The sequence below is a fragment of the Pseudomonas sp. FP2309 genome (assembly GCF_030687575.1).
Lineage (GTDB): Bacteria > Pseudomonadota > Gammaproteobacteria > Pseudomonadales > Pseudomonadaceae > Aquipseudomonas.
The window spans coordinates 4,838,207-4,863,146 of record NZ_CP117439.1; the positions used below are offsets into that span (position 1 = coordinate 4,838,207).

The window sequence follows — 24,940 nt, forward strand, 5'->3', positions numbered from 1 at the left end:
GGCGCCTTCTTTATTACCAGTAGTTTTCCACCGCGACCTGCCCCGGACGTCGGCTCAGGCTCAGTTGCATGTCACGCTGCTTGAGCAATTGGCGGGTGTCATCGACCATTTGCGGGTTGCCGCAAATCAGTACGCGGGAATGTTCCGGGGTCAGCTCGATGCCAGCCGCGCGCTCCAGCTCGCCATTTTCAATCAACGTGGTGATACGTCCGTTCAATGCACCGGGGTGTGTCTCGCGGGTGACGATGGGGATGTAAGTGAGTTTATGTGCGTATTCGGCCAAATACTCACGCGCCCCCAGCTCGTTGATCAGCGACTGGTACGCCAACTCCCGGGCCTCGCGGGCGCTGTACACCAGGACAATGCGCTCGAATTTTTCCCAGACCTCAAAGTCCTGCAGGATCGATAGAAACGGCGCGACTCCGGTGCCGGTACCCAGCATCCACAAATCGCGGCCGTCGACAAATCGATTCAGGGTCAAAAAGCCTGTGGCCTGGCGCTCTACCATCAACGTGTCGCCGACCCGCAGGCGACTCAGCTCACTGGTGAACTCGCCACCTGGAACGACGATCGAGAAGAAATCCAAGTGTTCGTCAAAGGGTGACGACACCACCGAATAGGCACGCCATACGGTACTGCCGTCGGCCTTGGTCACACCCAGGCGCACGAACTGGCCGGCGGTAAACCGGAAACCCGGATCACGGGTAGTACGCAGGGTAAACAGGCTGGGGGTCAGCGATTGCACATCAAGCAATGTCTGGCGGGTGAATTTTTCAGCACTGGCCGTCATGGGGAACTCCGTTTTGCACAGGGCCCTAGTGTCCCTCAAAGCAGCACGCGCTAACACCGATGATTTGTACCGGCATTGCCGCTCCACAACTCGCCAGCACACTACCTCCCGAAAAAACCACTAAGTTGCTGAGGTTATTCCGCTAAAACTTACGGCTTCAACTGAACTAATTATTTCGCTATTAGACTTGGACAAATCCAATTTAAAAATGCGAACTCACGGCCAATGCTGGTAATTTGATATCACCCCCAAGCTTTTAAAATAGATAATTTTTCAACTTGGTATCAATATTTTTTATACAAATGCACGCCCCCTTGTACAAGTTAGGAAAATTCAAATACTTCATCGTTATTACGATTTTTTTCCTACAAAAAACATCCGCTGTCCTACACTATTTTTCGTGCCGCGTTGGGATTCAGGACGTACCCAAGGCACGCAAAATACCCATGGAGAGTTACCGATGGTCAACTGGCGCAACACGAGACTCCCGAAACTGGAAGACCAGGACCAAGTCACAGAAGTTTTTGAAATGGTTATCAACGAGACACATGCGCTCGGCTTCCAATTCTGTTCATTCACGATGAGTACTCAACAACCCCTAAACCCCGCTCCACTGTTTGAAAGAAACAACTATCCCGCTCAATGGAACCATCTGTACAAACAAGCACGTTTTTCAGAGGTCGACCCCGTAATTGCCCACTGTCAGCGTTCGGTACTGCCTTTCGTCTGGCAGGAAACGGCGTTTAGCGACGCGCCGCATTTATGGGCGCTGGCCAAATCCCACGGTGTACACGTGGGATGGCCGCAACCGTTGCATGGCCCCAAAGGCACATTCAGCATGCTGACGCTGGGCCGAAGCACCGATGAGATCAGCCCGGAGGAGCTTTACGAAAAAGCCGGTAATGCCTTGTGGCTCTGCCACGCCATGCACACGGTGGTCGCGCATAAATATGCGAATGAGCCGGTGGCAAAAACCAGCAGCAATTTAACGCCACGTGAGATCGAAGTGCTGCGCTGGTCAGCGATGGGAAAGACTGCAGGCGAGATCGCCAAGATCCTGTGCCTGTCTGAACGTACCGTCGGTTTTCACAACTGCAGTTCGATGCGCAAATTGGGCGTCAATAATAAGATTGCCGCCGTGATGGTGGCAGCGAAAGCCGGGTTTCTGTAAAGACCCTATGTAATCCTTGCGGAAAAAACGTAACATTCGCGACCAGTTCCGGGTGATGGCGCAGCGTGCAGCTTAGCGTCGCGGTTCACCTGGATGGTTCGATTACCCAGAGTTTTCTCCCGCCATGCCCCTGCTCGAAAGCCCCTTCGCCCAGCTCGATCTGATCCGCCAGCCAGAGCAGCACAACGATCCGCTGCAAGCCTTCGATGCCGCCGACGAGTACCTGCTCAATCACCTGGCAGAACAGCAGCCAGCGGCGACGACACGCGTGCTGGTACTCAACGACAGCTTCGGCGCGCTGGCCGCCAGCCTTGAAGGCCGGGTGCAGGTGACGTCCAGTGGCGACTCATTCCTCGCCGCGCAAGGGCTGGAGAAAAACCTGGTGCGCAACGGCAAGGCATTTGATGCCGTGACTTTCATACCGGCCAGCCAAATCCCGAGCGGCCCTTTTGACCGCGTACTGATCCGCGTGCCCAAGACCCTGGCGCTGCTGGAAGAACAGTTGATTCGCTTGCAAGGTCAACTGGCACCGGGCGCCGAAGTGATTGCCGGGGCGATGATCAAGCATTTGCCACGGGCGGCCGGGGAGTTGCTGGAGCGCTATATCGGCCCAATGCACGCCTCGTTGGCCGTGAAGAAAGCCCGGCTGCTGATCGCAACCCCGGCCGACCGCCCGGCCGCCGTTTCCCCCTACCCCACGCGCTACACGCTGGACGCCCCCGCCCTCGAACTGCTCAACCACGCCAACGTGTTCTGCCGCGAAGGCCTGGACATCGGCACGCGCGCGTTCCTGCCGCACCTGCCGACCGGCTTGGGCAGCGCACGCGTGGCCGACCTGGGTTGCGGCAACGGCGTACTGGCCATTGCCAGCGCACTGCAAAACCCCGATGCCCACTACACGCTGGTGGACGAGTCCTACATGGCCGTGCAATCGGCGGCCGAGAACTGGCAAGCGGCGCTCGGCCATCGCGAAGTAACGGTACAGGCCGGCGATGGCCTGGCCGGTCAGGCGCCAGATTCTCTGGATGTGGTGCTGTGCAACCCGCCGTTCCACCAGCAGCAGGTGGTGGGCGACTTCCTCGCCTGGCGCATGTTCCAGCAGGCACGCGAAGCGCTGGTGGTCGGCGGTGCTCTTTATATCGTGGGCAACCGCCACCTGGGTTATCACAGCAAGTTGGCGCGCTTGTTCCGGGGTGTCGAGCAGGTGGCCGCCACGCCCAAGTTCGTGATCCTTAAGGCACGCAAATAAAAAAAACCTGCCTTTCTTGCCAAAGGCAGGGTTGCAAAGCCGGGCCGCGAAGCCCGGTCGGGATGTCAGTGGGTGGTCAGGCCGGCCGCATTCATGAACATGCGCATCAGGCTGGCCACGACAAACAGGGCCAGCACACTGCCGGTCCAGATCATCGCCAGCCACCCCAGACGCCGCCATAACGGCTGCTTCTCGGCCTTTTCGATCTCGTGCAACGTCGGCTTGCCGGACATTCAACGACCCTCCTAGTGATAACCGTCTTCGTGGGTGACCTTGCCGCGGAACACGTAGTAGCTCCAGAAGGTGTAACCCAGGATGAACGGGATGATGAACAAGGTGCCCACCAGCATGAAGCCCTGGCTTTGCGGCGGAGCGGCGGCGTCCCAGATCGACACTGACGGCGGAATGATGTTCGGCCACAGGCTGATACCCAGACCGCTGTAGCCCAGGAAGATCAACACCAGGGTCAGCAGGAACGGCGTGTAATGCGCATTGCGCGCCACCGCGCGGATCAGCCCGTACATCGTCACCAGTACCAGGACCGGCACCGGCAGGAACCAGAACAGGTTAGGCAGGGTGAACCAGCGCGACGCGATTTCCGGGTGCGACAGCGGTGTCCAGATACTCACGATGCCAATCACCGCCAACACCACGAACGCCAAAGGCCGCGCCAGATTGTGCATTTGCTCCTGCAACTTGCCCTCGGTCTTCATGATCAGCCAGGTGCAGCCGAGCAACGCGTAGGCCACGATCAGCGCCGCGCCGCAGAACATCGTGAACGGGGTGAACCAGTCCAGCGAGCCGCCGGCGAACTGGCGGTCGACCACTGCAAAGCCGTCGATAAACGCCCCCAGCGCCACGCCCTGGAAGAAGGTGGCGGCAATCGAGCCGCCGATAAACGCCTTGTCCCATAGATGACGCTTGTGGTCCTTGGCCTTGAAGCGAAACTCGAAGGCCACGCCGCGAAAGATCAGCCCGATCAGCATCAGGATCAGTGGCAGATACAACGCCGACAACACCACCGAATAGGCCAGCGGGAAGGCGCCGAACAATCCCGCGCCGCCGAGGACCAGCCAGGTTTCGTTGCCGTCCCACACGGGCGCCACGGTGTTCATCATGACGTCACGGTCGGTCTTGCCCTTCACGAACGGAAACAGGATGCCGATGCCCAGGTCGAAGCCGTCCATGACCACGTACATCATGATCCCGAAGATGATGATCACAGCCCAGATCAGCGGAAGATCAATACCCATCTCAATGCCCCTTGTGCTGGATGTGGTCGTGGTCTTGGTCGGTGCCATCGTCGGCAGCCGACAACGGACGGGCCGGTGTGCGTTTTTGGCCAGGACCACCATGGGTGGGCTCGCTGCCTTCATGGGTCACAGGCCCTTTGCGCACCAGGCGCATCATGTAACCCAACCCTGCGCCGAACAGCGCGAAGTACACCACCACGAACAGCACAAGCGTGATGGTCATCTGCGTCAGACTATGCCCGGAGGACGCGTCCGCCGTGCGCATCAGCCCGTAGACCACCCACGGCTGTCGGCCGATCTCGGTGGTGAACCAGCCGGCAAGAATCGCGATCAGGCCCGATAGCCCCATCCACAACGCCAGGTACAGGAACGGTTTGGAGGTGTACATCTTGTCGCCCCGGCGCAGCCAAAGGCTGAACAGACCGGTGAAGATCATCAGAAAGCCCAGGCCGACCATGACCCGGAATGACCAGAACACGATGGTCGAATTAGGGCGGTCCTCCGGCGGGAACTCCTTGAGGGCCGGCACCTGTTTATCCAGCGAGTGGGTCAGGATCAGGCTGCCCAGATAGGGAATTTCGACCGCGTATTTGGTTTCTTCGGCCTTCATGTCCGGCCAGCCGAACAGGATCAGCGGCGTGGGCTCGTCGCCCTTATTCTCCCAGTGGCCTTCAATCGCCGCGATTTTCGCCGGCTGGTGCTCAAGGGTATTGAGGCCGTGGAAGTCACCGATCACCGCCTGGATAGGCGCCACGATCAAGGCCATCCACATGGCCATCGAGAGCATTTTGCGGATCGCCGGGTTGTCCCTGCCCCGCAGCAAATGCCAGGCCGCCGACGAGCCGACGAAGAACGCAGTGGCAACAAAGGCCGCCGTGGCCATGTGCATCAGGCGGTAGGGGAACGACGGGTTGAAGATGACTGCCAGCCAATCGGTCGGGATCACCCGGCCGTCGATGATTTCAAAACCCTGGGGCGTCTGCATCCAGCTGTTGGACGCGAGGATCCAGAACGTGGAAATCAAGGTGCCGACGGCCACCATCACCGTGGAGAAAAAGTGCAGCTTGCGCCCGACCTTGTTCCAGCCGAACAGCATCACGCCAAGGAAACCGGCCTCGAGGAAGAAGGCCGTGAGCACTTCGTAGGTCAGAAGCGGTCCGGTGACGGCGCCGGCAAAATCCGAGAAGCGACTCCAGTTGGTGCCGAACTGGTAGGCCATGACCAGACCGGACACCACACCCATGCCGAAGTTGACGGCAAAGATCTTCGACCAGAAATGGTAGAGGTCACGGTAGGTGTCGTTGTGGGTCTTGAGCCACAACCCTTCCAGCACCGCAAGGTAACTGGCCAGGCCGATGGTGATCGCCGGGAACAGGATGTGGAACGAGATGGTGAACGCAAATTGAATTCGGGCGAGATCGAGCGCCTCCAAACCGAACATAAGTTTTCCTCTGTCAGGTAATACCGGCTGCTGGCGGGAGCCTGCACCCACTGCTGCCCCCACGGATATGGAGTGTGACGAATTTCAATTCGTTTCTTTTTTTAACCAGCCACACGGGGGAATCGGGCCTTGCGGCCGCCAGATCAAACGCTACGCGGGCGTTGATCTGGATCAAGCATTGATCAAAGAGTAGTCCCAATTTGTGTGTCCAGCCGTGTGGTCTTTTGCCGCGTGACAGCTTGCCTCAGTGGGGTTCTTGCAACTATTTGTTACAGCTTGATGCTAATCTCGCCCTTCCCTCCGGCCTTGACCTGAACTCCCGATGCCTAGTGAACCCGCGTTGCTGTTGCGTCATCACCGTCCTTTCATTGCGTTCTGGCTGGCACGGATCTTCACCGCCAGCGGCTTCCAGATGCTCACCGTGGCCATCGGCTGGAACCTCTATCAACTGACCGGCAATGTGTTGGACCTCGGATTGGTCGGCCTGGTCGAGTTTGTGCCGCGCGTACTGTTCATGCTGCACACCGGGCATGTGGCCGACCGTTACGAACGGCGCAAAGTCGCCGCCATCTGTCAGACCGTGCAGGCGTGCATCGCCCTGTGCCTGGCCATTGGCGGCCTGACCGACAGCGTGACCCGCGAGATGATCTTCATCCTCGCTTTCCTGCTGGGTGCGGCACGCTCCTTTGAAATGCCCACCACCCAGGCACTGCTCCCCAGCATCGTGCCCAGTGCGTTATTTCCGCGGGCCGTGGCGTCATCGCAATCGGCCCAGCAACTGGCCACCATCGTCGCCCCGGCGCTGGGCGGTCTGCTCTATGCGTTCGGCAGCGTCTGGGTGTATGGCCCCACGGTGGTGCTGTACATCATTGCCTGCACGCTGACCCTCAACCTGCCCAACCGCCAGACACCGCTGAACAAAGGCAAGGCCACCCTGGACTCGCTGCTGGCCGGTATCCGCTTTATTCGCAGCCGCCAGGACATTCTCGGGGCGATTTCCCTCGACCTGTTCGCCGTGCTGCTGGGCGGCGCCACCGCGCTGCTGCCGGTGTTCGCCAAAGACATCCTGCTGACCGGCGCCTGGGGCCTTGGCCTGCTGCGTTCGGCGCCGGCAGTGGGAGCGCTGTTGATGTCACTGTGGCTGGCACGCTTCTCGGTCGACCGCCACGTGGGCCGCGTGATGTTCACCGCAGTCGGCGTGTTCGGTGTGGCGACCATTGCCTTCGGCCTGTCGACTTCGTTCTGGTTTTCCCTGGCGGTGCTGGTGGTGCTGGGCGCGGCGGACATGATCAGCATGGTCATCCGCGCCTCCTTCGTGCAGTTGGAGACGCCGGATGAAATGCGCGGGCGAGTCAGTGCGGTCAACGGCCTGTTTATCGGCGCGTCCAACCAATTGGGCGAGTTCGAGTCCGGCATTACCGCCCACTGGTTCGGCACCGTGCCCGCCGTGGTCATGGGCGGCATCGGTACGCTGCTGGTGACCGGGGTGTGGATCAAACTGTTCCCCACCCTGGCCAACCGGGACCGCATGCACGTGCCCGTGGAAGAGCCCAAGGCCTGAGCCTATCAAAGCGCGTCGCGCTAGATCACCTTGTCCAAAGTGATGGGAAACTCCCGCACACGCTTGCCGGTGGCGTGGTAAATCGCATTGGCCACCGCTGCAGCGACCCCGACAATGCCGATTTCGCCGACGCCCTTGGAACCGAGTGCGTTGACGATTTCGTCATGTTCTTCGACAAACACCACGTCAATGTCACCGATATCGGCATTCACCGGCAGGTGGTACTCGGCCAGGCTGTGGTTCATGTAGCGGCCCAACCGATGATCGATCTGCGTCTCTTCATGCAGGGCCATGCCGATGCCCCACACCACCCCGCCGAGAATCTGGCTGCGCGCCATCTTGGGATTGACCACCCGCCCGGCGGCAATCGCGCTGACCACCCGGCTGACCTTGATGGTGCCCAGGTCTTCATCGACCCGCACTTCCACAAACACCGCCGAATGGGTGGCGGTGGCATAGCCCTCGCGCTTTTTGTCGGGCTCGCTGTCGACCTGCACCTGCAAGGCCTCCTCGCCACTGTCCTTGACCAGTTGCGCCAATGACACACTCACATCACCGGTGTGCAACTGGCCGTCTTCAAAGCGTACCGACTCGGCGTCGTTGAACACCGGGTATGTCTGGCGCGCAACGGTCAGCAGTTTGGCCGCCAGTGCTTCGCAGGCTTGCTGCACGGCGGTGCCCACCGAAGACACGGTGAACGAGCCGCCCTGCAGCGGCGCGGTGGGCAACGATGAGTCGCCGAGCAGGAAGCTCACGTCTTCCACCGCCACGCCGCTGGCCTGGGCCGCGATCTGGGTCATTACCGTATAGGTGCCGGTGCCGATGTCCGTGGTTGCACTGCTGACGGTGAGCTTGCCCTCGGCATCGATCCGCGCCTTGGCGCTGGCCTTCATCTGCATCGCCTCCCACACGCCGCCGGCCATGCCCCAGCCGATCAACTGGCGACCATCGCGCATGCTGCGCGGTTCCGGGTTGCGCTGCTTCCAGCCAAAACGCTCGGCGCCTTCGCTGTAGCACTCACGCAAGGCTTTGCTCGACCAGGGTTTGTCTTCGTTCCCATTGCGTTCGGCATAGTTGATCAGCCGCAGTTGCACCGGGTCGATGGCCAGGGCGCAGGCCAGTTCGTCCATGGCACATTCCAGGCCGATCACACCGAGCGCTGCACCGGGCGCGCGCATGTCCAACGGGGTGAACACATCCAGCGGCACCAGTTTGTAGGTCAACTGCACGTTATCGCAGTGGTAGAGCATGCCGCTCCACTCCACCACGTGCTCGCTGAAGTCCTCGAAACGCGACGTCTGGCCAATCGCCGTATGCCCCAGTGCCAGCAGGCGTCCGTTGGCAGCGGCGCCCATTTGCAGACGCTGCAGGGTGCGCGGGCGGTAGCCGAACGTGAACATCTGCTGGCGCGTCAGGGTCACCCGCACCGAACGCTGGAGCGCCAGTGCCGCCATCACCGCCAACGGCAGTTGATACTGCGGGCGCAGCCCCGAACCAAAAGCACCGCCGACAAAAGCGGCAAAAATGCGCACCTGGCTTTTATCCAGGCCGAACACTTTTTGCACGTAGGCCTGACAGTTTTGCGGGCCCTGGGTCTTGTCATGGATATGCAGCGTGCCATCCGGCTGATACAGCACGGTGCTGGCATGGGGCTCCATGGGGTTGTGGTGTTCGATGGGGGTGCTGTAGTGCACATCAAGGCTGATGGCGGCGCCGGCCCATTCGGCCTGGAAGTTGCCGCGCGGTGCCGGCGGCGTCTGCGGGGACGGGTAGGCCCGTTCCTGCTGGGCGAGCAAGTCGGTCTCGAAGTCTTCGCGTGCGTATTCGATCTCGATCAACGAGCCTGCGTGCCGCGCCAGTTCCAGGTTGTCGGCGACCACCAGGGCCAGCGGCTGGCCGCTGTAGAGCACACGGTCGTTGTAGAGCGGACGGAACGGCGAGCCATCGGCGGCATCGGCGTCGGCAAAGGCGTCATCGTAGCTGGCGATTTTCGGCCGGTTGAGGTGATGGATGACGTCCACCACCCCTGGCAGCGCCAGGGCCTTGGAGGCGTCGATGCTGAGCACGCGGCCTTTGGCAATGGTGCTGGACACCACACTGCCGTGCAGCAGGCCAGCCTCGGGGAATTCACCGGCATAGCGCGCTTGCCCGGTGACCTTGAGCAGACCGTCGACACGGTCCAGGGGTTTGCCGATAGCTGTCATGGCTGTTCTCCTGCGACAGCGGCGTCGCTCAAGGCGCGCACAATTGCACGGCGCGCCAGTTTGATCTTGAAGCCGTTGTGTTGCAGCGGCTCGGCGTCTTGAAGCACGGCGTCGGCGGCGTTGCTGAAGGTTTCGCGACTGACGGACTGGCCGATCAAGCACGCTTCTACCGCACGGTCGCGCCAAGGCTTGTGGGCCACGCCGCCCAGGGCCAGTCGCGCATCAATGATCACATCACCGTCCAGCTCAAGCGCGGCAGCGACGGAGACCAAGGCAAAGGCATAGGACGCACGATCACGCACCTTCAAGTAATGACTGTGACGCGCCAGTTGATCGGCGGGCAGCTCAATCGCGGTGATCAGCTCATCGTCGGCCAGTTGGTTGTCACGTTGCGGTGCATCACCGGGCAAGCGATGGAAGTCGGCAAACTCGATCACCCGCGCGCCGCCGCGCCCTTCGACATGCACCCGCGCGTCGAGTGCCGCCAGCGCCACGCACATGTCCGACGGATGAGTCGCTACGCACTGCTCGCTGGCGCCAAGAATTGCGTGGATACGGTTCAGGCCGTTGCGCGCCGGGCAACCGCTGCCGGGCTCGCGCTTATTGCACGGCACGGTGGCGTCATAGAAGTAATAGCAGCGGGTGCGCTGCAGCAGGTTTCCGCCGGTACTGGCCATGTTGCGCAGTTGCGGCGAGGCACCGGCAAGAATGGCCTGGGACAGCAATGGGTAACGCTGTTCGATAAGCGGGTGCCAGGCCAGGTCGGCGTTGCTCACCAATGCGCCGATCAGCAGCCCGCCACTGGCGGTCTGTTTAATGTCATGCAACGGCAGGCCGGTGATGTCGATCAGGTGCTCGGGGCGGCTGATGTTTTCTTTCATCAGGTCCAGCAGGTTGGTGCCGCCCGCGATAAAACGTGAGACCGCGCTGCTCAGGTGCACGGCTTCATGGACGTCTTTCGGCTTGCTGTAGTGGAAGGGGTTCATCGCTCACCTCCCAGCACATCCTCAATGGCGTCGCGAATGTTGGTGTAGGCACCGCAGCGGCATAGGTTGCCGCTCATCAGCTCCTTGACCTGTGCGCTGTCGTGGGCACGCCCCTCATTGGCCAGGCCAACGGCGGAGCAGATCTGGCCAGGCGTGCAGTAACCGCACTGGAAGGCGTCGTGTTTGATAAAGGCTTGCTGCATGGGGTGCAACTGGTCGCCGCTGGCCAGGCCTTCGATGGTGGTCAACGTGGCGCCATCGCACATTACCGCCAGGGTCAGGCAGGCGTTGATGCGTTTGCCGTCGCGCAACACGGTGCAGGCACCACATTGGCCGTGGTCGCAGCCTTTTTTGCTGCCAATCAGGTCGAGTTGTTCACGCAGCAGGTCCAGCAGGGTGGTCCAGGGCAAGACGTCCAGCTCGCGGGACTGGCCGTTCAGGGTCAAGCGTATTGTGCGGGCGACGAACGGTTGGGCCGCCGCGCCATTGGGGGTCGCGCTCATAAACACCTCACGGGTCTGTGTACATCCGCGGCGTTCAGGAAAATCGCCGTCTCAGGGGTACGACTTTGCGAGGTTTTGAGCGTTCAAGATGATTGATCAGTGGATATTGAGCAGGGTCTTGAGGGTATTTCGCGGAGGGTTGATCGACGAGTTGCTGTATTCGAACCAGCCCTGGGCTTTGACGTCCAGGTCAAACACATAGATGTAGCCCATCAAGGTGCCCGTGCCAGTGCAGGCCTGGCTGACGTTGCCGACCTGGCACACCGGGGTACGCGTCCCGCTCAACTCGGCTCCATTGAAGCGGCCCACGGGATTGTTGCCCAGGCCGACTTCCATCACCGAGACCTTGGTGGGCCCACGGTGGGCGCACATCTGGGTGCTCTGCGCACGCTCCGGGATGGTTTCGGAGCATCCCGCCGACTCGACCTTGAACACCCGCACCTCGCTCAAGGCCGGTGCAGTCGCGCCCCACGCCGGTGCCGCGCCCAGCCACAGGCCGAGACAAGGGATCAGCGCTAGACTCCACGCGTTGGCTTTTTTCATGCTGTCGATGACCCGTTATTGAACGTCGGCGCAGTATGCCTCAAGGCCATGCGCCACACAGCCTCGGCTGCTGGTATGATGCGCCGCTTTTTCCGATCCTCTCTGGAACCACAGGCGCTTGGCGCAATTTGTGCTTTGACTTAGAGGTCAACAAATCACGACGCAAAATAGCGTCACAGGGAGCAGGCATGCTGGAAAAGCTGTTTCAACTCAAAGCACACAACACCAACGTGCGCACCGAGATCCTCGCGGGCATCACGACATTCCTGGCCATGGCCTACATTCTGTTCGTGAACCCGAGCATCCTCGGCGAGACCGGCATGGACAAGGGCGCGGTGTTCGTCGCCACGTGCCTGGCGGCGGCCATCGGTTCCACCGTGATGGGCCTGATCGCCAACTACCCGATCGCGCTTGCACCGGGCATGGGCCTCAACGCCTTCTTTACCTACACCGTCGTGCTGCACATGGGCCACACCTGGCAGGTGGCGCTGGGCGCGGTGTTCATTTCGGCGGTGCTGTTTTTCCTGCTGTCGATCTTCCGCATTCGTGAGTGGATCATCAACGCCATCCCCCTGCCGCTGCGCTCGGCGATTGCCGCCGGCATCGGCCTGTTCCTGGCGCTGATCGCCCTGCATAACGCCGGTATCGTGGTGAGCAACCCGGCCACCATGGTCGGCCTGGGCGACCTGAAACAACCGGCGCCGATCCTGGCCACCCTGGGTTTCGTGCTGATCGTCGCGCTGGAAGCCCTGGCCGTACGCGGCGCGGTGCTGATCGGCATCCTGGCGGTGACCGTCGCCTCCATCGTCCTGGGCTTCACGCCGTTCCTCGGCGTGACCTCGGTACCGCCGTCCCTGGCGCCGACCTTCCTGCAGTTGGATATCAAGGGCGCGCTGGACATCGGCCTGGTCAGCGTGATCTTCGCCTTCCTGTTCGTGGACCTGTTCGACAACTCCGGCACCCTGATCGGCGTCGCCAAGCGCGCCGGTCTGATGGGCAAAGATGGCCACATGCCGAAAATGGGCCGTGCACTGATCGCCGACAGTACCGCTGCCATGGCCGGTTCCCTGCTGGGCACCTCGACCACTACCAGCTACATCGAATCGGCCGCAGGCGTGAGCGCCGGTGGCCGTACCGGCTTGACCGCTATCGTGGTCGCGATCCTGTTTTTGCTGGCGTTGTTCTTCTCGCCACTGGCCGCCAGCGTGCCGGCCTATGCCACCGCGCCAGCCTTGCTGTTTGTGGCGGTGCTGATGAGCCAAGGCCTGGCCGAAATCGATTGGGACGACATTACGGTGGCAGCGCCGGTGGTGATCACCGCCCTGGCGATGCCCTTCACTTACTCCATCGCCAACGGCATCGCCTTCGGTTTCATCGCCTGGACCGCCATCAAGCTGCTTTCGGGCCGTTACCGTGAGCTGAACCCGGCGCTGGTGATTCTGTCGATTCTGTTTGTGATCAAGCTGGGCTGGTTCAACGCATGACTTTTGACGCCGCAAGCTACACCGTTCAACTGCAAGACAAGGTCACGCGCTTGCGTGACCTGTTGGCACCGTTCGACGCGCCCGAGCCCCAAGTATTCGACTCGCCTCTGCAGAACTTCCGCCTGCGGGCGGAGTTTCGCCTGTGGCGCGAAGGCGGTGATCGTCACTACGCAATGTTCTCCCAGGATGACAAGCGCACGCCGATCCTGATCGACGCGTTCCCCATTGCCAGCCAGCGCATCAACCAGTTGATGCCGCAACTCAAAGCCGCCTGGCAAGCCAGCGCAGCCCTGAGCCACAAGCTGTTCCAGGTGGAGTTCCTCACCACCCTGGCCGGCGACGCAATGATCACCCTGTGTTATCACCGCCCGCTGGACGAGCACTGGCACACCGCCGCCAACAAGCTGGCCGCGGACCTGAACGTGAGCGTCATCGGGCGCTCCAAAGGCAAACGTGATGTGATCGGCCACGACTACGTGGTGGAAAAGCTCGACGTGGGCGGCCGCACCTTCAGCTACCGCCAGCCCGAAGGCGCCTTCACGCAGCCCAATGGCACCGTGAACCAGAAGATGCTCAATTGGGCCTACGAAGCGCTGGGCGATCGCCCGGACGATCTGCTGGAGCTGTACTGCGGCAACGGTAACTTCACCCTGCCGTTGGCGACCCGCGTACGCAAGGTACTGGCCACCGAGATCAGCAAGACATCGGTGAACGCCGCCCTGAGCAACCTCGCTGAAAACGCGGTGGATAACGTCACCCTGGTGCGCCTCTCCGCCGAGGAACTCACCGAAGCCCTCAACGAAGTGCGCCCGTTCCGTCGCCTGCACGGCATCGACCTGAAAAGCTACGAATTCGGCAGCGTATTCGTCGACCCGCCCCGCGCCGGCATGGACCCGGACACCTGCGAGCTGACCCGGCGCTTCGACAACATCCTGTACATCTCCTGCAACCCGGAAACGTTGGCGGCGAACATCGCGCAACTGCACGACACCCACCGGATCACCCGGTGTGCAATGTTTGACCAGTTTCCATGGACGCACCATATGGAATCCGGAGTGTTGCTGACCCGCCGATAATTCCAGGCCCCCTCGCTGCGCAAAGGTGGGGGCTTGCCCCCGATGGCGGCGGGTCAGTCAAGGGGTTGCTGATGGACACCCCGCTATTGATCTCTGATGTGATTCGCCCGCAGCGGGCGCTTGATTAACAGTTCGATAATCGAACACATCCGCCACCTTCAATTGACCAAATTAACTAACCAGTACATTTTATCTCCACAACGAACAAGAACTGTGGAGAGACCTCTTATGCCGCCCATCGTGCTGGTGCTCAACGGCCCCAACCTTAACCTGCTCGGCACCCGCGAGCCGGCCACCTATGGCCATGAAACCCTGGCTGACGTCGCCGCCCTGTGCGGCCGCAGTGCCGAAAAGTTGGGGTTGAAAATCGAATTTCGCCAGACCAACCACGAAGGCGAGTTGCTGGACTGGATCCAGGGCGCCCGCCAACGTTGCGCCGGGATCGTGATCAACCCGGCGGCCTGGACCCACACCTCGGTGGCGATTCGCGACGCGCTGGTGGCCAGCGAGGTGCCGGTGATCGAAGTGCATCTCTCCAACGTGCATGCCCGTGAAGCGTTTCGTCATCACTCGTTTGTATCGCCCATCGCCAAGGCGGTGCTCGCCGGGTTCGGCAGCCACGGCTACCATCTGGCCCTGGAACATTTCAGCCAGTTGCTCAAGGGATCGGCTCAATGAAACCGCGTATTCTCGCCGGCCTGATCGGCGCCGGTATCCAGGCCTCCCGTACCCCTGCCCTGCATGAACAGGAAGGCGATGCCCAGGGTTTGCGTTACCTGTATCGCTTGATCGACCTTGAGCCCCTGCACCTGGACATCAATGCCCTGCCCGATCTGCTGCGCGCCGCCGAGCAGATGAACTTCACCGGGCTGAACATTACCTACCCGTGCAAACAGGCAATCCTGCCGTTGCTTGATGAACTGTCCGACGAGGCCCGTGGTATCGGCGCGGTGAACACGGTGGTGTTCAAGGACGGCAAACGCATCGGCCACAACACCGATTGCCTGGGGTTCGCCGAAGGTTTCCGACGTAACTTGCAGGATGTGCCGCGCCAGCGCGTGGTGCAGATGGGGGCCGGCGGTGCGGGGGCGGCGGTGGCCCATGCGCTGCTGGCCGAGGGCGTGGAGCACTTGAGTATTTTCGACGTCGACGTCACCCGCGCCAAAGACCTTGTGGATAACCTGGCCCAGCGTTTCGGCAGCGGTCGGGCGCAAGTGGGCCAGAACCTCGAGAACGCCATGGCCGAGGCCGATGGCCTGGTCAACACCACGCCGATGGGCATGGCCAAGCTGCCTGGCATGCCAGTGCCTGCCGGCCTGCTGCGCGCGCAATTGTGGGTCGCGGAGATCGTGTATTTCCCGCTGGAAACCGAGCTGCTGCGCAACGCACGCGCCCTGGGGTGCCGCACCTTGGATGGCGGCAATATGGCGGTGTTTCAGGCGGTGAAGGCGTTTGAGTTATTCAGCGGCGAAGTGGCCGATGCGCACAGGATGTTGGCGCATTTCCAAAGCATGAACACCTGACCGACAAAACGGGGGGCGCTTGCCCCTCCCTCATTCGGTCCGCGCCTGCCTCAGGCCTGCAAGTACCGCAGTACCGACTCGCAGATCATCTCGCGATGCCGCTGTTTAACCGCCTCGTCCGACAGCTCGATCTGAAAGATCTCACTGAACGTATGGCGGTTTGACACGCGGTAAAAGCTGAATGAGTTGATCAACAGGTGTACGTCCAACGGTTCCAGGCCTTCACGGAACAACCCCATCTCGGCACCCCGGCGCAACGTCACACCCAGCCCTTCAAGGATTTTGCTGTTCATCGCCTTGATGGTGTCGGTGCGTTTGACGTACTCGCCGTTGTGGATATTTTCGATGCTGACGATGCGCACGAAGTCCACGTTCTGATCGTGGTGATCAAAGGTGAACTCCACCAGCCGCCGAATCGCTTCACGCGGCTCCAGCGCCGTCAGGTTCATGCGCGTTTCGGTGTTGCGGATATCGCCGTAGAGCTTTTCCAGCACCTCGACGTACAACTGCTCCTTGCTGCCGAAGTAGTAATAGATCATGCGTTTGGAGGTGTGGATGCGTTCGGCAATCGCGTCCACGCGGGCGCCGGCAAGGCCCTGCTGGACAAATTCCACGATGGCTTCCTGGAGGATGTTTTCGCGGGTCTTTTCCGGGTTGTTCTTGCGACTCTTGCGCGGCGCGTCTGGCACCGCGGGGAGTTCGGGACTTGAGGTCATGGTGCGTTCACGGCCATTTTTATTGTGCAGGCCGCGATTATGGGCTGCGGCGCTCGCCGAAGGAAGCACCCGCCCCGCCGTTATAAACGTGCCTGGCGCACCGCTCCGCTGCGGGACTTGGCCATGGCCGCCAACCGCACCGCCACGTTGGCCGCACCGTAGCCGGCGTAACCGTTCCTGCGCTGGATGATCTCGAAGAAAAACCGCCCTTCGAAGGGCTCGGTGTACACGTGAAACAACTCACCGCCCTGGGCATCACGGTCGTACAACACGTTGTAGTACGCCAGCTCGCTGAGGAACTCATCGTCAAAGTCGAAGCGTGCCGCCAGGTCATCGTAGTAGTTGAGCGGGATATCCAGCAGCGGCACACCGGCCTCTTTGGCGCGGCGCACTTCGGCGAAAATATCCGCACAGTCGAAGGCAATGTGGTGCACGCCCGAGCCGCGATAGCTCGACAGCGCGTGGGAAATCGCGGTGTTGCGGTTCTCGGAGATATTCAGCGGCAGGCGAATCGAACTGCAGCGGCTGCGCAGTGCGCGGCTCTTCACCAGACCGTAAGGGTCGGGCAGCACCACTTCGTCATCGGCTTCGAAATCCAGCAGGCTCTTGTAGAACAGCACCCAACTGTCGAGGCTGTCGGCCGGCAGCGCCATGGCCATATGGTCGATGCGCAGCAGGCCGCCACTGGTGGCCGTTGCCGCCTGCAGGTTGAAGTCGGTGTCGTACAGGCCACCCTCGCTTTGATCCACCAGGTAAATCAGACTGCCATCCGGCGCGCGCACCGCCGCCAGTTCCAGTTCGTTGGGCCCGACCAGGCCGCGATACGGCTGGCCCTTGTAGGCCACCGCCCGCTCCAGGGCCTTGGCGCTGTCCTTGACCCGAATCGCGGTGGCGCACAACGACGGCCCATGGGCTTCGAAAAAGTTGTGGGCGAAGGAATAGGGTTCACAGTTGAGGATCAGGTTGATATCCCCCTGGCGCAGCAGACTCACACTCTTGGAACGGTGCTGCCCGGCCTTGACGAAGCCCAGGCGCTCCAGCCAGTTGGTCAGCTTGGCGCCGAGGTTTTCATCCACCGCAAACTCAAGGAACTCGATGCCGTCGTATTCGCTGGCGGCCGGGGTCTGGAAGAGGATATCCACCGGGGCGGCAGGCGCCTCCTCGGCCAGGCGCTGGCGGGTCTTTTCCTCCAGATACAACAGCGAGCGCAGGCCATCGGCGGCATTCGCGCGGGTCGGCGCGGCGCGGAAACCGTCGTTGAAAATCTCCAGAGACAGCGGCCCGGTGTAACCGCTCTTGATGATCGGCGCGAGAAAGCCCGCCAAGTCGAATTCGCCCTGGCCGGGGAAGCAACGGAAATGCCGGCTCCACTCCAGGACGTCCATGGCCAGGATCGGCGCGTCGGCCATTTGCACAAAGAAGATCTTGTCGCCGGGGATCTGCGCGATGGCGCTCGGGTCGCCCTTGAGCGACAGGGTGTGGAAACTGTCGAGCAACACACCAAGGCTCGGGTGGTCGACCTGGCGTACCAGGTTCCACACCTGTTCCCAGGTGTTCACGTGCCGGCCCCAGGCCAGTGCTTCATAACCAATGCGCAAGCCGCGACGGCCGGCGTGTTCGGCGAGCAGGCTGAGGTCATCGAGCAAAATACGTTCATCGCCCAGCGAGTCCGCCGCGGCGTTGCTGCATACCAGCACCAGGTCGGTGCCCAGCTCCTGCATCAGGTCAAACTTGCGTTCGGCGCGCTCCAGGTTGCGCGCCAGGCGGTCGCGGCGGCAGCCTTCAAAGTCGCGGAATGGCTGGAACAAGGTGATGGCAATGCCGAGGTCGGCGCACATCTGCCTGACTTCACGGGGGCTGCCGTCGTAATACAACAAGTCGTTCTCGAAGATCTCAACCCCATCGAACCCGGCGGCGGCAATGGCTTCGAGCTTTTCCGGCAGGGTGCCGCTCAAGGACACGGTGGCGATGGAACGTTGCATGGGTGACTCCCGGCAATTGTTGTTTGTGGCAAATTATTCGCCCCCAGCCTACACGCAGCAATTAAAATGTACGAACCGGTTAGTTTTTGGTGCGATTATCGAACACTAAGCCCCTTTGGCGAATTGACGATGTTTTAGCCACTGCGCACCATCAATCCCGCATCACCGTGTAACAAAAGACCCAGAACACACCATAAAAATTTCAAAAAACGGGTACAACCACATGCCTCTGCAAAACTCCGCCCTGGCCTCGCGCCCCGGCACCCCGCACGCCGGCATCGGCGACAAGATCCGCGGCGCCATGGCCGTGGGTAAAACTCGCTGGGGCATGCTGGCCCTGGTGTTTTTCGCCACCACCCTCAACTACATCGACCGCGCCGCACTGGGCGTGATGCAACCGATCCTGGCCAAGGAAATGAGCTGGACGGCGATGGACTACGCCAACATCAACTTTTGGTTCCAGGTCGGTTATGCCATCGGCTTTGTGCTGCAAGGCCGCTTGATCGACCGCGTGGGTGTGAAACGCGTGTTCTTCTGCGCCGTGCTGCTGTGGAGCCTGGCGACCGGCGCCCACGGCCTTGCCACGTCGGCCGTCGGCTTTATGGTCTGCCGCTTTATCCTCGGGCTGACCGAAGCCGCCAACTACCCGGCCTGCGTCAAGACCACGCGCTTGTGGTTCCCCGCCGGTGAGCGTGCGGTCGCCACCGGGATCTTCAACGCCGGTACCAACGTCGGCGCGATGATGACGCCGATGCTGCTGCCGTTGATCCTGCACGTATGGGGCTGGCAAGCAGCGTTTCTGTGCATGGCGTCGCTGGGCGCGATCTGGCTGGTGTTCTGGGGGTTGAAGTACTACAACCCCGAAGATCATCCGAGCGTTAAACAATCGGAACTGGATTACGTGCAACGGGAAGTCGAACCGGAACAACCGGGCGTACCGTTCAGCCGCATCCTGCGCATGCGCGGCACCTGGGCCTTCGCCATCGCCTACGCGCTGACCGCTCCGGTGTTCTGGTTCTACCTGTACTGGCTGCCGCCGTTTCTGAACCAGCAATACAACCTGGGCATCAACGTGACCCAGATGGGCATCCCGCTGATCATCATCTACCTGACCGCCGACTTCGGCAGTGTGGGTGGGGGCATCCTGTCTTCGTTCCTGATCGGCCGCGGGATGAACCCGATCAAGGCGCGGCTGCTGTCGATGCTGCTGTTCGCCTGCTGCATCGTGGGCGTAATCATGGCGGCCGGTTCCAGCCAGCTGTGGGTGGCGGTGTTCGCGATCTCCCTGGCCATCGGTGCGCACCAGGCCTGGACCGCCAACATCTGGAGCCTGGTGATGGACTACACGCCCAAGCACATGATGAGCACGGTGTTCGGTTTCGGCGGGATGTGCGCGGCCATCGGCGGCATGTTCATGACCCAGATCGTCGGTCATATCCTCACCGTGACCAACAACAACTACACCGTGTTGTTCACGTTGATCCCGGCGATGTATTTCATTGCGCTGACCTGGATGTACTTCATGGCGCCGCGCAAGATTCCCACCGTCGACGCTTGATCAACGCCGCCGCTGCTGCCAGGCAGCGGCCAACCCGCTCATGCAGATCACCCCGATGCCGATCACCGTGGTCCCATCGGGGGTATGGTTGAACACCAGCCAGCCCAGCAACCCCGCAAACACGATCTGGCAATAGCCGAACGGCGCCAGCAAGGCCGGCGCGGCAAAGCGGAACGCCTGGGTCAGCATCAAGTGCGCCGTCATCCCACAGGTGCCCAGCGCCAGCATCAACACCCCATGCCACAGCGTAGGGACCTGCCAGAAGAACGGCACCATCGCGCTCATCACCAGGGTGTTGCACAGCCCGGCGAAGAAGTTGCTGGTGGTCGGCGTGTCGTATTGGCTGAGGATGCGCGTCAGCAGTTGGTAAAAGCAGAAGAACAGCGCCGAACACAACGGCAACAGCACCGCCGGGGTGAACAGCTCGCCGCCGGGATGGATGATCACCAGCACCCCGACGAACCCGCAGATCACCGCCAGCCATTGGCCACGCGTCACGTGCTCACCCAACAGCGGCACCGACAGCGCGGTCACCAGGATCGGCGCGAGAAAGTTCACCGCCGTGGCCTCTGCCAACGGGATGTAATGCAACGCTGTCGTGAAGAACAGGCTCGTACCGAGCAGGCACAACGCCCGCACCACCTGCATGCCGGGTCGCTTGCTGCGCAGCACGCGCAGGCCCGATTGCGGCAGAAAGATGCCAGCCATCAACAACGTATGCACCACGTAACGCACCCACACCACCATCACGATCGGGTAGAAACCGGCCAGGTATTTGGACAAGGCGTCGTGGCTGGAAAACAGAAACGTCGCCAGCACAATCAGCAGGATGCCTTTGAAGGGATGGTTGACGCCGGAAAGCGGGGTACTGACAGTCATGGAAGTCTCTTGCGTGGCGGGTGGAACGCTGAACGCGGTGGCGCTCAACCCGGTAATCTAGCAGCCGGGTTGGAATGTGCCCCAAGAGCATAACCAAACACCGGGCGATCAGCGCACTAAATCACCCGAATCGAGTCCAACCCTGCACGCTCGCCCCGGCGTTGCACACTTTTTAACCAAGGCCTAGTTGTTATGAAAAAAACCTTCTTTGCGTTGTCTGCCCTTGCCCTGCTTACCGCTTGCCAGCAGGAGGCCAAGGATGCGCCAAAACCGGCGCCCGCTTCAGTCCAGGCGACCCTGGTGCCGCAAACCCCGCCCACCGATCAGTGGCTCGGCAAATGGGTGGGCGTCGAAGGCCTGCACCTGACCATCGCCAAGGACGACGTGGTCGGCCGCGGCCACTACATCCTCACCATGCAATACGGCCTCGACGCCGAAGACTCCGGCACCTTCAAGGGCGCAGCGTTTGAGGACGGCATCGCCTTCACCCGTCCGGACGGCCCGCAATTGCTGCGCGCAGGCGACGGCGAAGCCACGGGGCTTAAATGGCTGGCGGATAAAAAAGACTGCCTGGTCGTGAATACCGGTGAAGGGTACTGCCGCTAATACCGGCCATACTCAACCCACATCTTTGTAGGACCGTTCATCAAGAGGATTGCCCCATGCTATGGAAAAAAGGCCGACGCAGCGACAACGTGGTGGATGCCCGTAATGACAGTGGCGGCGGCGGTGGCGGCATGCGTTTTGGCGGCGGCAAGGGCCTGAGTCTCACGGCGATTGTGCTGATCGTCGGCATCGGCTGGCTGACCGGCCAGGACCCGCTGCAGATCCTCGGCCAGTTGACCGGCCAGATGGAGCAGGCGCCGTCAGTCAGCACGCAATCGCGCCAGGCCCCGCCCGCCAACGATGAGCAGGCCGATTTCGTCCGCGCCGTACTCGGTGACACCGAAGACACCTGGGGCCAGGTGTTCAAGGAAAACGGCCTGACCTACAAGAACCCGAAACTGATCCTGTTCCGCGGACGGGTCAATTCCGCCTGCGGTGGCGCCACCTCGGCCAGCGGCCCGTTCTATTGCCCGGCGGATCAACAGGTGTACCTGGACCTGGATTTCTTCCGGGAAATGTCACAACGCTTCCAGGCCGCCGGCGACTTTGCCCAGGCCTACGTGATTGCCCACGAAGTCGGGCACCATGTGCAGACGCTGCTGGGCATCTCCTCGAAAATCCAGGCCGCACGCGAACAGGGCCGGCCAATGCAAGGCGACGGTGGCCTGCTGGTACGTCAGGAACTGCAAGCCGACTGCTTCGCCGGCGTGTGGGCCAACCGTGCGCAAAAACGCCTGAACTGGCTCGAACCCGGCGACATCGAAGAAGCCTTGAACGCGGCCAACGCCATCGGTGATGACCGTTTGCAGCAACAAGGCCAAGGCCGCGTGGTGCCGGACTCGTTCACCCACGGCACCTCGGCGCAGCGCGTGCGCTGGTTCAAGACCGGCTTCGCCCAAGGCCAGATCACTCAATGCGATACCTTCGCCGCCAAGAGCCTTTAAATGAATAAACGTTGGGGCTGGCTGTTGGGACTATTGGTGTCTTGCTCACCCCTGGCTGCCGAGCACGGCGTCAAGGTGATCAGTCCCGAGCGTTTTCAGTTGGAGGGCGGCGATCTGAGCCTGGGCCTGAGCCAGGACTGGCGCCAGCCGCTGCCCGGCGTCACCCGCGCGCTGATCATCGTGCACGGGCGCCTGCGCAATGCGCAGACCTACCTGCACAGCGGTGTCGAGGCCGCGCAGCGCGCCGCCGTGGGTGCCGGCACGCTGGTGATCGCGCCGCAGTTTCTCAATGAGTCGGATGTAAAACGCAACCAGCTGGATGACCGGTTACTGCGCTGGAAGGGCAACGACTGGATGGCCGGCGAGCCTTCCACCGGGCCTGTCCACGTCAGTTCGTACGGCGCGCTGGACCAGATCATCAAACACCTGGGCAACCGCACATTGTTCCCGGCGCTGAAGGAAATCGTGGTGGCCGGGCATTCCGGTGGCGCCCAGGTCGTACAGCGCTTTGCGCTCCTCGGCCACGCCCACCCAAGCCTGCAAACTGAAGGCATACGCCTGCGTTACGTGGTGGCCAACCCGTCGTCCTACGCCTACTTCAGCCCGCAGCGGCCGGTGCCGTTCGACGCCGCACGCTGCCCTGGCTTCAACGACTGGAAGTACGGCCTGCAACACCTGCCGGCCTACGCCAAGGGCCAGCGTGCCGAGCAACTGGAGCAGGCTTACGTGTTACGCGACATCACTTACCTGCTGGGCCAGCAGGACATCGACCCCAACCACCCGGCGCTGGATAAACGCTGCGAAGCCGAGGCCCAGGGCGCCTATCGGCTGATTCGCGGGCACAACTATTTTGACTACCTCAAGCGGCGCCATCCGCAGTTGCGCCAAACGCTGGTGGAAGTGCCGGGTGTTGGACATGACGGGGACGCAATGTTTACGTCGCCAGAGGGGCAAAACGTGTTGTTCACCCAATAACCAACCAAAGCCACAATGGATGTGCGTCGCCTGGTTTAGATCATCCGGCGCAGCGCCACACAATCCTCGGCGTGCCAATCCGCCAACCCCGGCCAAGGGTTTTCACGCAAGTTAACCAGCACCGTGCGCGCCCCCGCCGCCCGGCCGCAATCGAGGTCAAAGCGGTAATCACCGACCATCACCATTTCGCTCGGCGCAACGTCCCAGGCGGCTGCCAGCTTCAACACCCCACCCGGGTCGGGCTTGGGCGGTGCATCTTCACGACCCAGCACGTCTCCGACGGCAAAGCAGTCCGCCAGGCCAATGGCCTCCAGCGTCACATGCGCCAACTCCTGCGCATTACGCGTCAGGATGCCCAAGCGACAGCCACGGCCGGCCAACTCACGCACCAGTTCCACCGCGCCTGAAGCGGCGACGGAACCCAGCGCCAATTCCCGCTCATGCTCCAGCAACCAGGCATGCTTGGCCGCCGCCTCCTCCGCTGGCAGCGCCGCCAGGTGCGTGAGAATGTCGTCCTCGGGGGGAATGTCCAGGGCCACGCGAATGGCCGCAAAGTCATGCACGGCCACTGTGAGGGTGCCGTCCATGTCGAACACCCAGTGCTTCACCTCACTGAGGCTCATGCCCAGTCCTTGCGATGGCGAATCAAACCTTCCTGGGTCACTGAGGCCACCAGTTGCCCGGCGCGGTTGTACACGCTGCCACGGGAAAACCCACGGGAATTGCCGGCCCACGGGCTGTCCATGGCATACAGCAACCAATCATCGGCACGCAGGTCGGCGTGGAACCACAGCGCGTGGTCGAGGCTGGCCACTTGCATGTCTTTGTGCCACACCGTCTTGCCATGGGGCAGCAGCGAGGTGGTCAGCAGACCGAAATCCGAAGCGTAGGCCAGCAGGTATTTGTGCAGCGCCGGCGTGTCGGCCAGCGCGCCGTCGGCACGAAACCACACGTATTTGACCGGGTCGGACGGTTGCGGGTTGAACGGGTCTTTTTCGGTGACCGGGCGCACTTCGATGGGCTTGGGGCACAGCAGCTTCTCGCGCATGTGCTCGGGGATCAGGTGCGCACGCTGTTGGGTCAGCTCCAGCTCCGACGGCAGATTTTCCGGGCCGACCACCACGGGCATGGTGGTTTGGTGCTCAAAGCCTTTTTCGTCGTACTGAAACGACGCGCTGCAGGTGAAGATCGGGTGACCTTTCTGGATCGCCGTCACGCGGCGCGTGCTGAAACTGCCGCCGTCACGCACACGGTCCACCGAGTACACCACCGGCAATGCCGCGTCGCCGGGGCGCAGGAAATAACCGTGCAGCGAATGCACGTGCCGCGCTTCTTCTACGGTCTGGCTGGCGGCCGACAGCGACTGGCCGAGCACCTGGCCACCGAACAGTTGGCGAAAACCCAGGTCCTGGCTGCGGCCGCGAAAGAGGTTTTCCTCGATCGGCTCCAGGGTCAGCAAGTCCACCAGATCTTCCAATACTTGGCTCATAGAGCAA

Annotated in this window: 24 protein-coding genes; 11 read left to right on the plus strand and 13 right to left on the minus strand. The window is 61.6% G+C overall.

What is annotated here, in order from left to right:
- Positions 1 to 13 precede the first annotated feature (13 nt).
- Positions 14 to 790 (minus strand): ferredoxin--NADP reductase, encoded by a 777-nt coding sequence (locus tag PSH59_RS22225; protein ID WP_305393679.1) that lies wholly within the window; start codon positions 788 to 790, stop codon positions 14 to 16.
- 460 nt (positions 791 to 1,250) lie between these two features.
- Between PSH59_RS22225 and PSH59_RS22230 the strand changes: the two genes are divergently transcribed.
- Together PSH59_RS22230 and PSH59_RS22235 are read left to right on the plus strand one after the other, a co-directional pair.
- A complete protein-coding gene (locus tag PSH59_RS22230) occupies positions 1,251 to 1,961 on the plus strand; it encodes a LuxR family transcriptional regulator (RefSeq protein ID WP_305393680.1) in 711 nt (236 codons plus the stop codon).
- Positions 1,962 to 2,085: 124 nt separating this feature from the next.
- Entirely contained in the window at positions 2,086 to 3,210 is a 1,125-nt protein-coding gene (locus PSH59_RS22235) for a class I SAM-dependent methyltransferase (protein ID WP_248078399.1), read from the plus strand.
- Positions 3,211 to 3,275: 65 nt separating this feature from the next.
- Here PSH59_RS22235 and PSH59_RS22240 read toward each other — a convergent pair whose 3' ends face one another.
- The 3 genes from PSH59_RS22240 to PSH59_RS22250 are packed head-to-tail and all read right to left on the minus strand — an operon-like array spanning position 3,276 to position 5,904.
- The gene (locus PSH59_RS22240) at positions 3,276 to 3,443 is read right to left on the minus strand and encodes a DUF2474 domain-containing protein (RefSeq protein WP_248078401.1); all 168 of its coding nucleotides are present in this window, start codon (positions 3,441 to 3,443) and stop codon (positions 3,276 to 3,278) included.
- 12 nt (positions 3,444 to 3,455) lie between these two features.
- A complete protein-coding gene (cydB, locus tag PSH59_RS22245; RefSeq protein ID WP_305393681.1) occupies positions 3,456 to 4,463 on the minus strand; it encodes a cytochrome d ubiquinol oxidase subunit II in 1,008 nt (335 codons plus the stop codon).
- Between the two features lies 1 nt (position 4,464).
- Entirely contained in the window at positions 4,465 to 5,904 is a 1,440-nt protein-coding gene (locus tag PSH59_RS22250; RefSeq protein ID WP_305393682.1) for a cytochrome ubiquinol oxidase subunit I, read from the minus strand.
- A gap of 322 nt (positions 5,905 to 6,226) precedes the next feature.
- On the opposite strand from PSH59_RS22250, the gene PSH59_RS22255 reads away from it, so the two are divergent.
- Positions 6,227 to 7,465 carry an MFS transporter gene (locus tag PSH59_RS22255; protein ID WP_305393683.1) on the plus strand — a complete coding sequence of 413 codons (1,239 nt, stop codon included), beginning with the start codon at positions 6,227 to 6,229 and terminating at the stop codon, positions 7,463 to 7,465.
- 20 nt (positions 7,466 to 7,485) lie between these two features.
- On the opposite strand, the gene PSH59_RS22260 is transcribed toward PSH59_RS22255, so the two are convergent.
- The 4 genes from PSH59_RS22260 to PSH59_RS22275 form a co-directional block, all read right to left on the minus strand.
- Entirely contained in the window at positions 7,486 to 9,669 is a 2,184-nt protein-coding gene (locus PSH59_RS22260; protein WP_305393684.1) for a xanthine dehydrogenase family protein molybdopterin-binding subunit, read from the minus strand.
- Complete coding sequence (locus PSH59_RS22265) at positions 9,666 to 10,655, minus strand: xanthine dehydrogenase family protein subunit M (RefSeq protein ID WP_305393685.1); 990 nt, start codon at positions 10,653 to 10,655, stop codon at positions 9,666 to 9,668. The genes PSH59_RS22260 and PSH59_RS22265 overlap by 4 nt, the downstream gene beginning before the upstream one ends.
- A complete protein-coding gene (locus PSH59_RS22270) occupies positions 10,652 to 11,158 on the minus strand; it encodes a (2Fe-2S)-binding protein (RefSeq protein ID WP_248078413.1) in 507 nt (168 codons plus the stop codon). The genes PSH59_RS22265 and PSH59_RS22270 overlap by 4 nt, the downstream gene beginning before the upstream one ends.
- Before the next feature lie 96 nt (positions 11,159 to 11,254).
- Positions 11,255 to 11,701 carry a DUF4879 domain-containing protein gene (locus PSH59_RS22275; RefSeq protein WP_305393686.1) on the minus strand — a complete coding sequence of 149 codons (447 nt, stop codon included), beginning with the start codon at positions 11,699 to 11,701 and terminating at the stop codon, positions 11,255 to 11,257.
- A gap of 188 nt (positions 11,702 to 11,889) precedes the next feature.
- On the opposite strand from PSH59_RS22275, the gene PSH59_RS22280 reads away from it, so the two are divergent.
- From PSH59_RS22280 to PSH59_RS22295, 4 genes are all read left to right on the plus strand, one after another.
- Positions 11,890 to 13,185 carry an NCS2 family permease gene (locus PSH59_RS22280; protein ID WP_248078417.1) on the plus strand — a complete coding sequence of 432 codons (1,296 nt, stop codon included), beginning with the start codon at positions 11,890 to 11,892 and terminating at the stop codon, positions 13,183 to 13,185.
- Positions 13,182 to 14,261 carry a tRNA (uridine(54)-C5)-methyltransferase TrmA gene (gene trmA, locus PSH59_RS22285; RefSeq protein WP_305393687.1) on the plus strand — a complete coding sequence of 360 codons (1,080 nt, stop codon included), beginning with the start codon at positions 13,182 to 13,184 and terminating at the stop codon, positions 14,259 to 14,261. The genes PSH59_RS22280 and trmA overlap by 4 nt, the downstream gene beginning before the upstream one ends.
- A 228-nt stretch (positions 14,262 to 14,489) precedes the next feature.
- A complete protein-coding gene (gene aroQ / locus PSH59_RS22290) occupies positions 14,490 to 14,939 on the plus strand; it encodes a type II 3-dehydroquinate dehydratase (RefSeq protein WP_248078421.1) in 450 nt (149 codons plus the stop codon).
- Entirely contained in the window at positions 14,936 to 15,784 is an 849-nt protein-coding gene (locus PSH59_RS22295; RefSeq protein WP_248078423.1) for a shikimate dehydrogenase, read from the plus strand. The genes aroQ and PSH59_RS22295 overlap by 4 nt, the downstream gene beginning before the upstream one ends.
- Before the next feature lie 50 nt (positions 15,785 to 15,834).
- Here PSH59_RS22295 and PSH59_RS22300 read toward each other — a convergent pair whose 3' ends face one another.
- Together PSH59_RS22300 and quiC are read right to left on the minus strand one after the other, a co-directional pair.
- Positions 15,835 to 16,500, minus strand: a complete 666-nt coding sequence (locus PSH59_RS22300) for a TetR/AcrR family transcriptional regulator (protein WP_248078425.1) — start codon at positions 16,498 to 16,500, stop codon at positions 15,835 to 15,837.
- Positions 16,501 to 16,580: 80 nt separating this feature from the next.
- Positions 16,581 to 18,482 carry a 3-dehydroshikimate dehydratase QuiC gene (gene quiC / locus PSH59_RS22305; protein WP_305393688.1) on the minus strand — a complete coding sequence of 634 codons (1,902 nt, stop codon included), beginning with the start codon at positions 18,480 to 18,482 and terminating at the stop codon, positions 16,581 to 16,583.
- Positions 18,483 to 18,705: 223 nt separating this feature from the next.
- Here quiC and PSH59_RS22310 point away from each other — a divergent pair, with 223 nt between their 5' ends.
- The gene (locus PSH59_RS22310; RefSeq protein ID WP_248078429.1) at positions 18,706 to 20,040 is read left to right on the plus strand and encodes an MFS transporter; all 1,335 of its coding nucleotides are present in this window, start codon (positions 18,706 to 18,708) and stop codon (positions 20,038 to 20,040) included.
- Here PSH59_RS22310 and PSH59_RS22315 read toward each other — a convergent pair whose 3' ends face one another.
- A complete protein-coding gene (locus tag PSH59_RS22315; RefSeq protein ID WP_248078431.1) occupies positions 20,041 to 20,919 on the minus strand; it encodes a DMT family transporter in 879 nt (292 codons plus the stop codon).
- 192 nt (positions 20,920 to 21,111) lie between these two features.
- On the opposite strand from PSH59_RS22315, the gene PSH59_RS22320 reads away from it, so the two are divergent.
- From PSH59_RS22320 to PSH59_RS22330, 3 genes are read left to right on the plus strand one after another with little or no spacing between them, the layout of a single operon-like run.
- The gene (locus PSH59_RS22320) at positions 21,112 to 21,525 is read left to right on the plus strand and encodes a lipoprotein (protein ID WP_248078433.1); all 414 of its coding nucleotides are present in this window, start codon (positions 21,112 to 21,114) and stop codon (positions 21,523 to 21,525) included.
- Positions 21,526 to 21,581: 56 nt separating this feature from the next.
- The gene (locus tag PSH59_RS22325) at positions 21,582 to 22,469 is read left to right on the plus strand and encodes a neutral zinc metallopeptidase (RefSeq protein ID WP_248078435.1); all 888 of its coding nucleotides are present in this window, start codon (positions 21,582 to 21,584) and stop codon (positions 22,467 to 22,469) included.
- Positions 22,470 to 23,444, plus strand: coding sequence for an alpha/beta hydrolase (locus PSH59_RS22330; RefSeq protein ID WP_305393689.1), 975 nt, complete (start codon positions 22,470 to 22,472; stop codon positions 23,442 to 23,444).
- 35 nt (positions 23,445 to 23,479) lie between these two features.
- On the opposite strand, the gene PSH59_RS22335 is transcribed toward PSH59_RS22330, so the two are convergent.
- Positions 23,480 to 24,067, minus strand: a complete 588-nt coding sequence (locus PSH59_RS22335; protein WP_305393690.1) for an HAD family hydrolase — start codon at positions 24,065 to 24,067, stop codon at positions 23,480 to 23,482.
- Positions 24,064 to 24,933, minus strand: a complete 870-nt coding sequence (tesB, locus tag PSH59_RS22340) for an acyl-CoA thioesterase II (RefSeq protein WP_305393691.1) — start codon at positions 24,931 to 24,933, stop codon at positions 24,064 to 24,066. The genes PSH59_RS22335 and tesB overlap by 4 nt, the downstream gene beginning before the upstream one ends.
- Between the last annotated feature and the right edge of the window lie 7 nt (positions 24,934 to 24,940).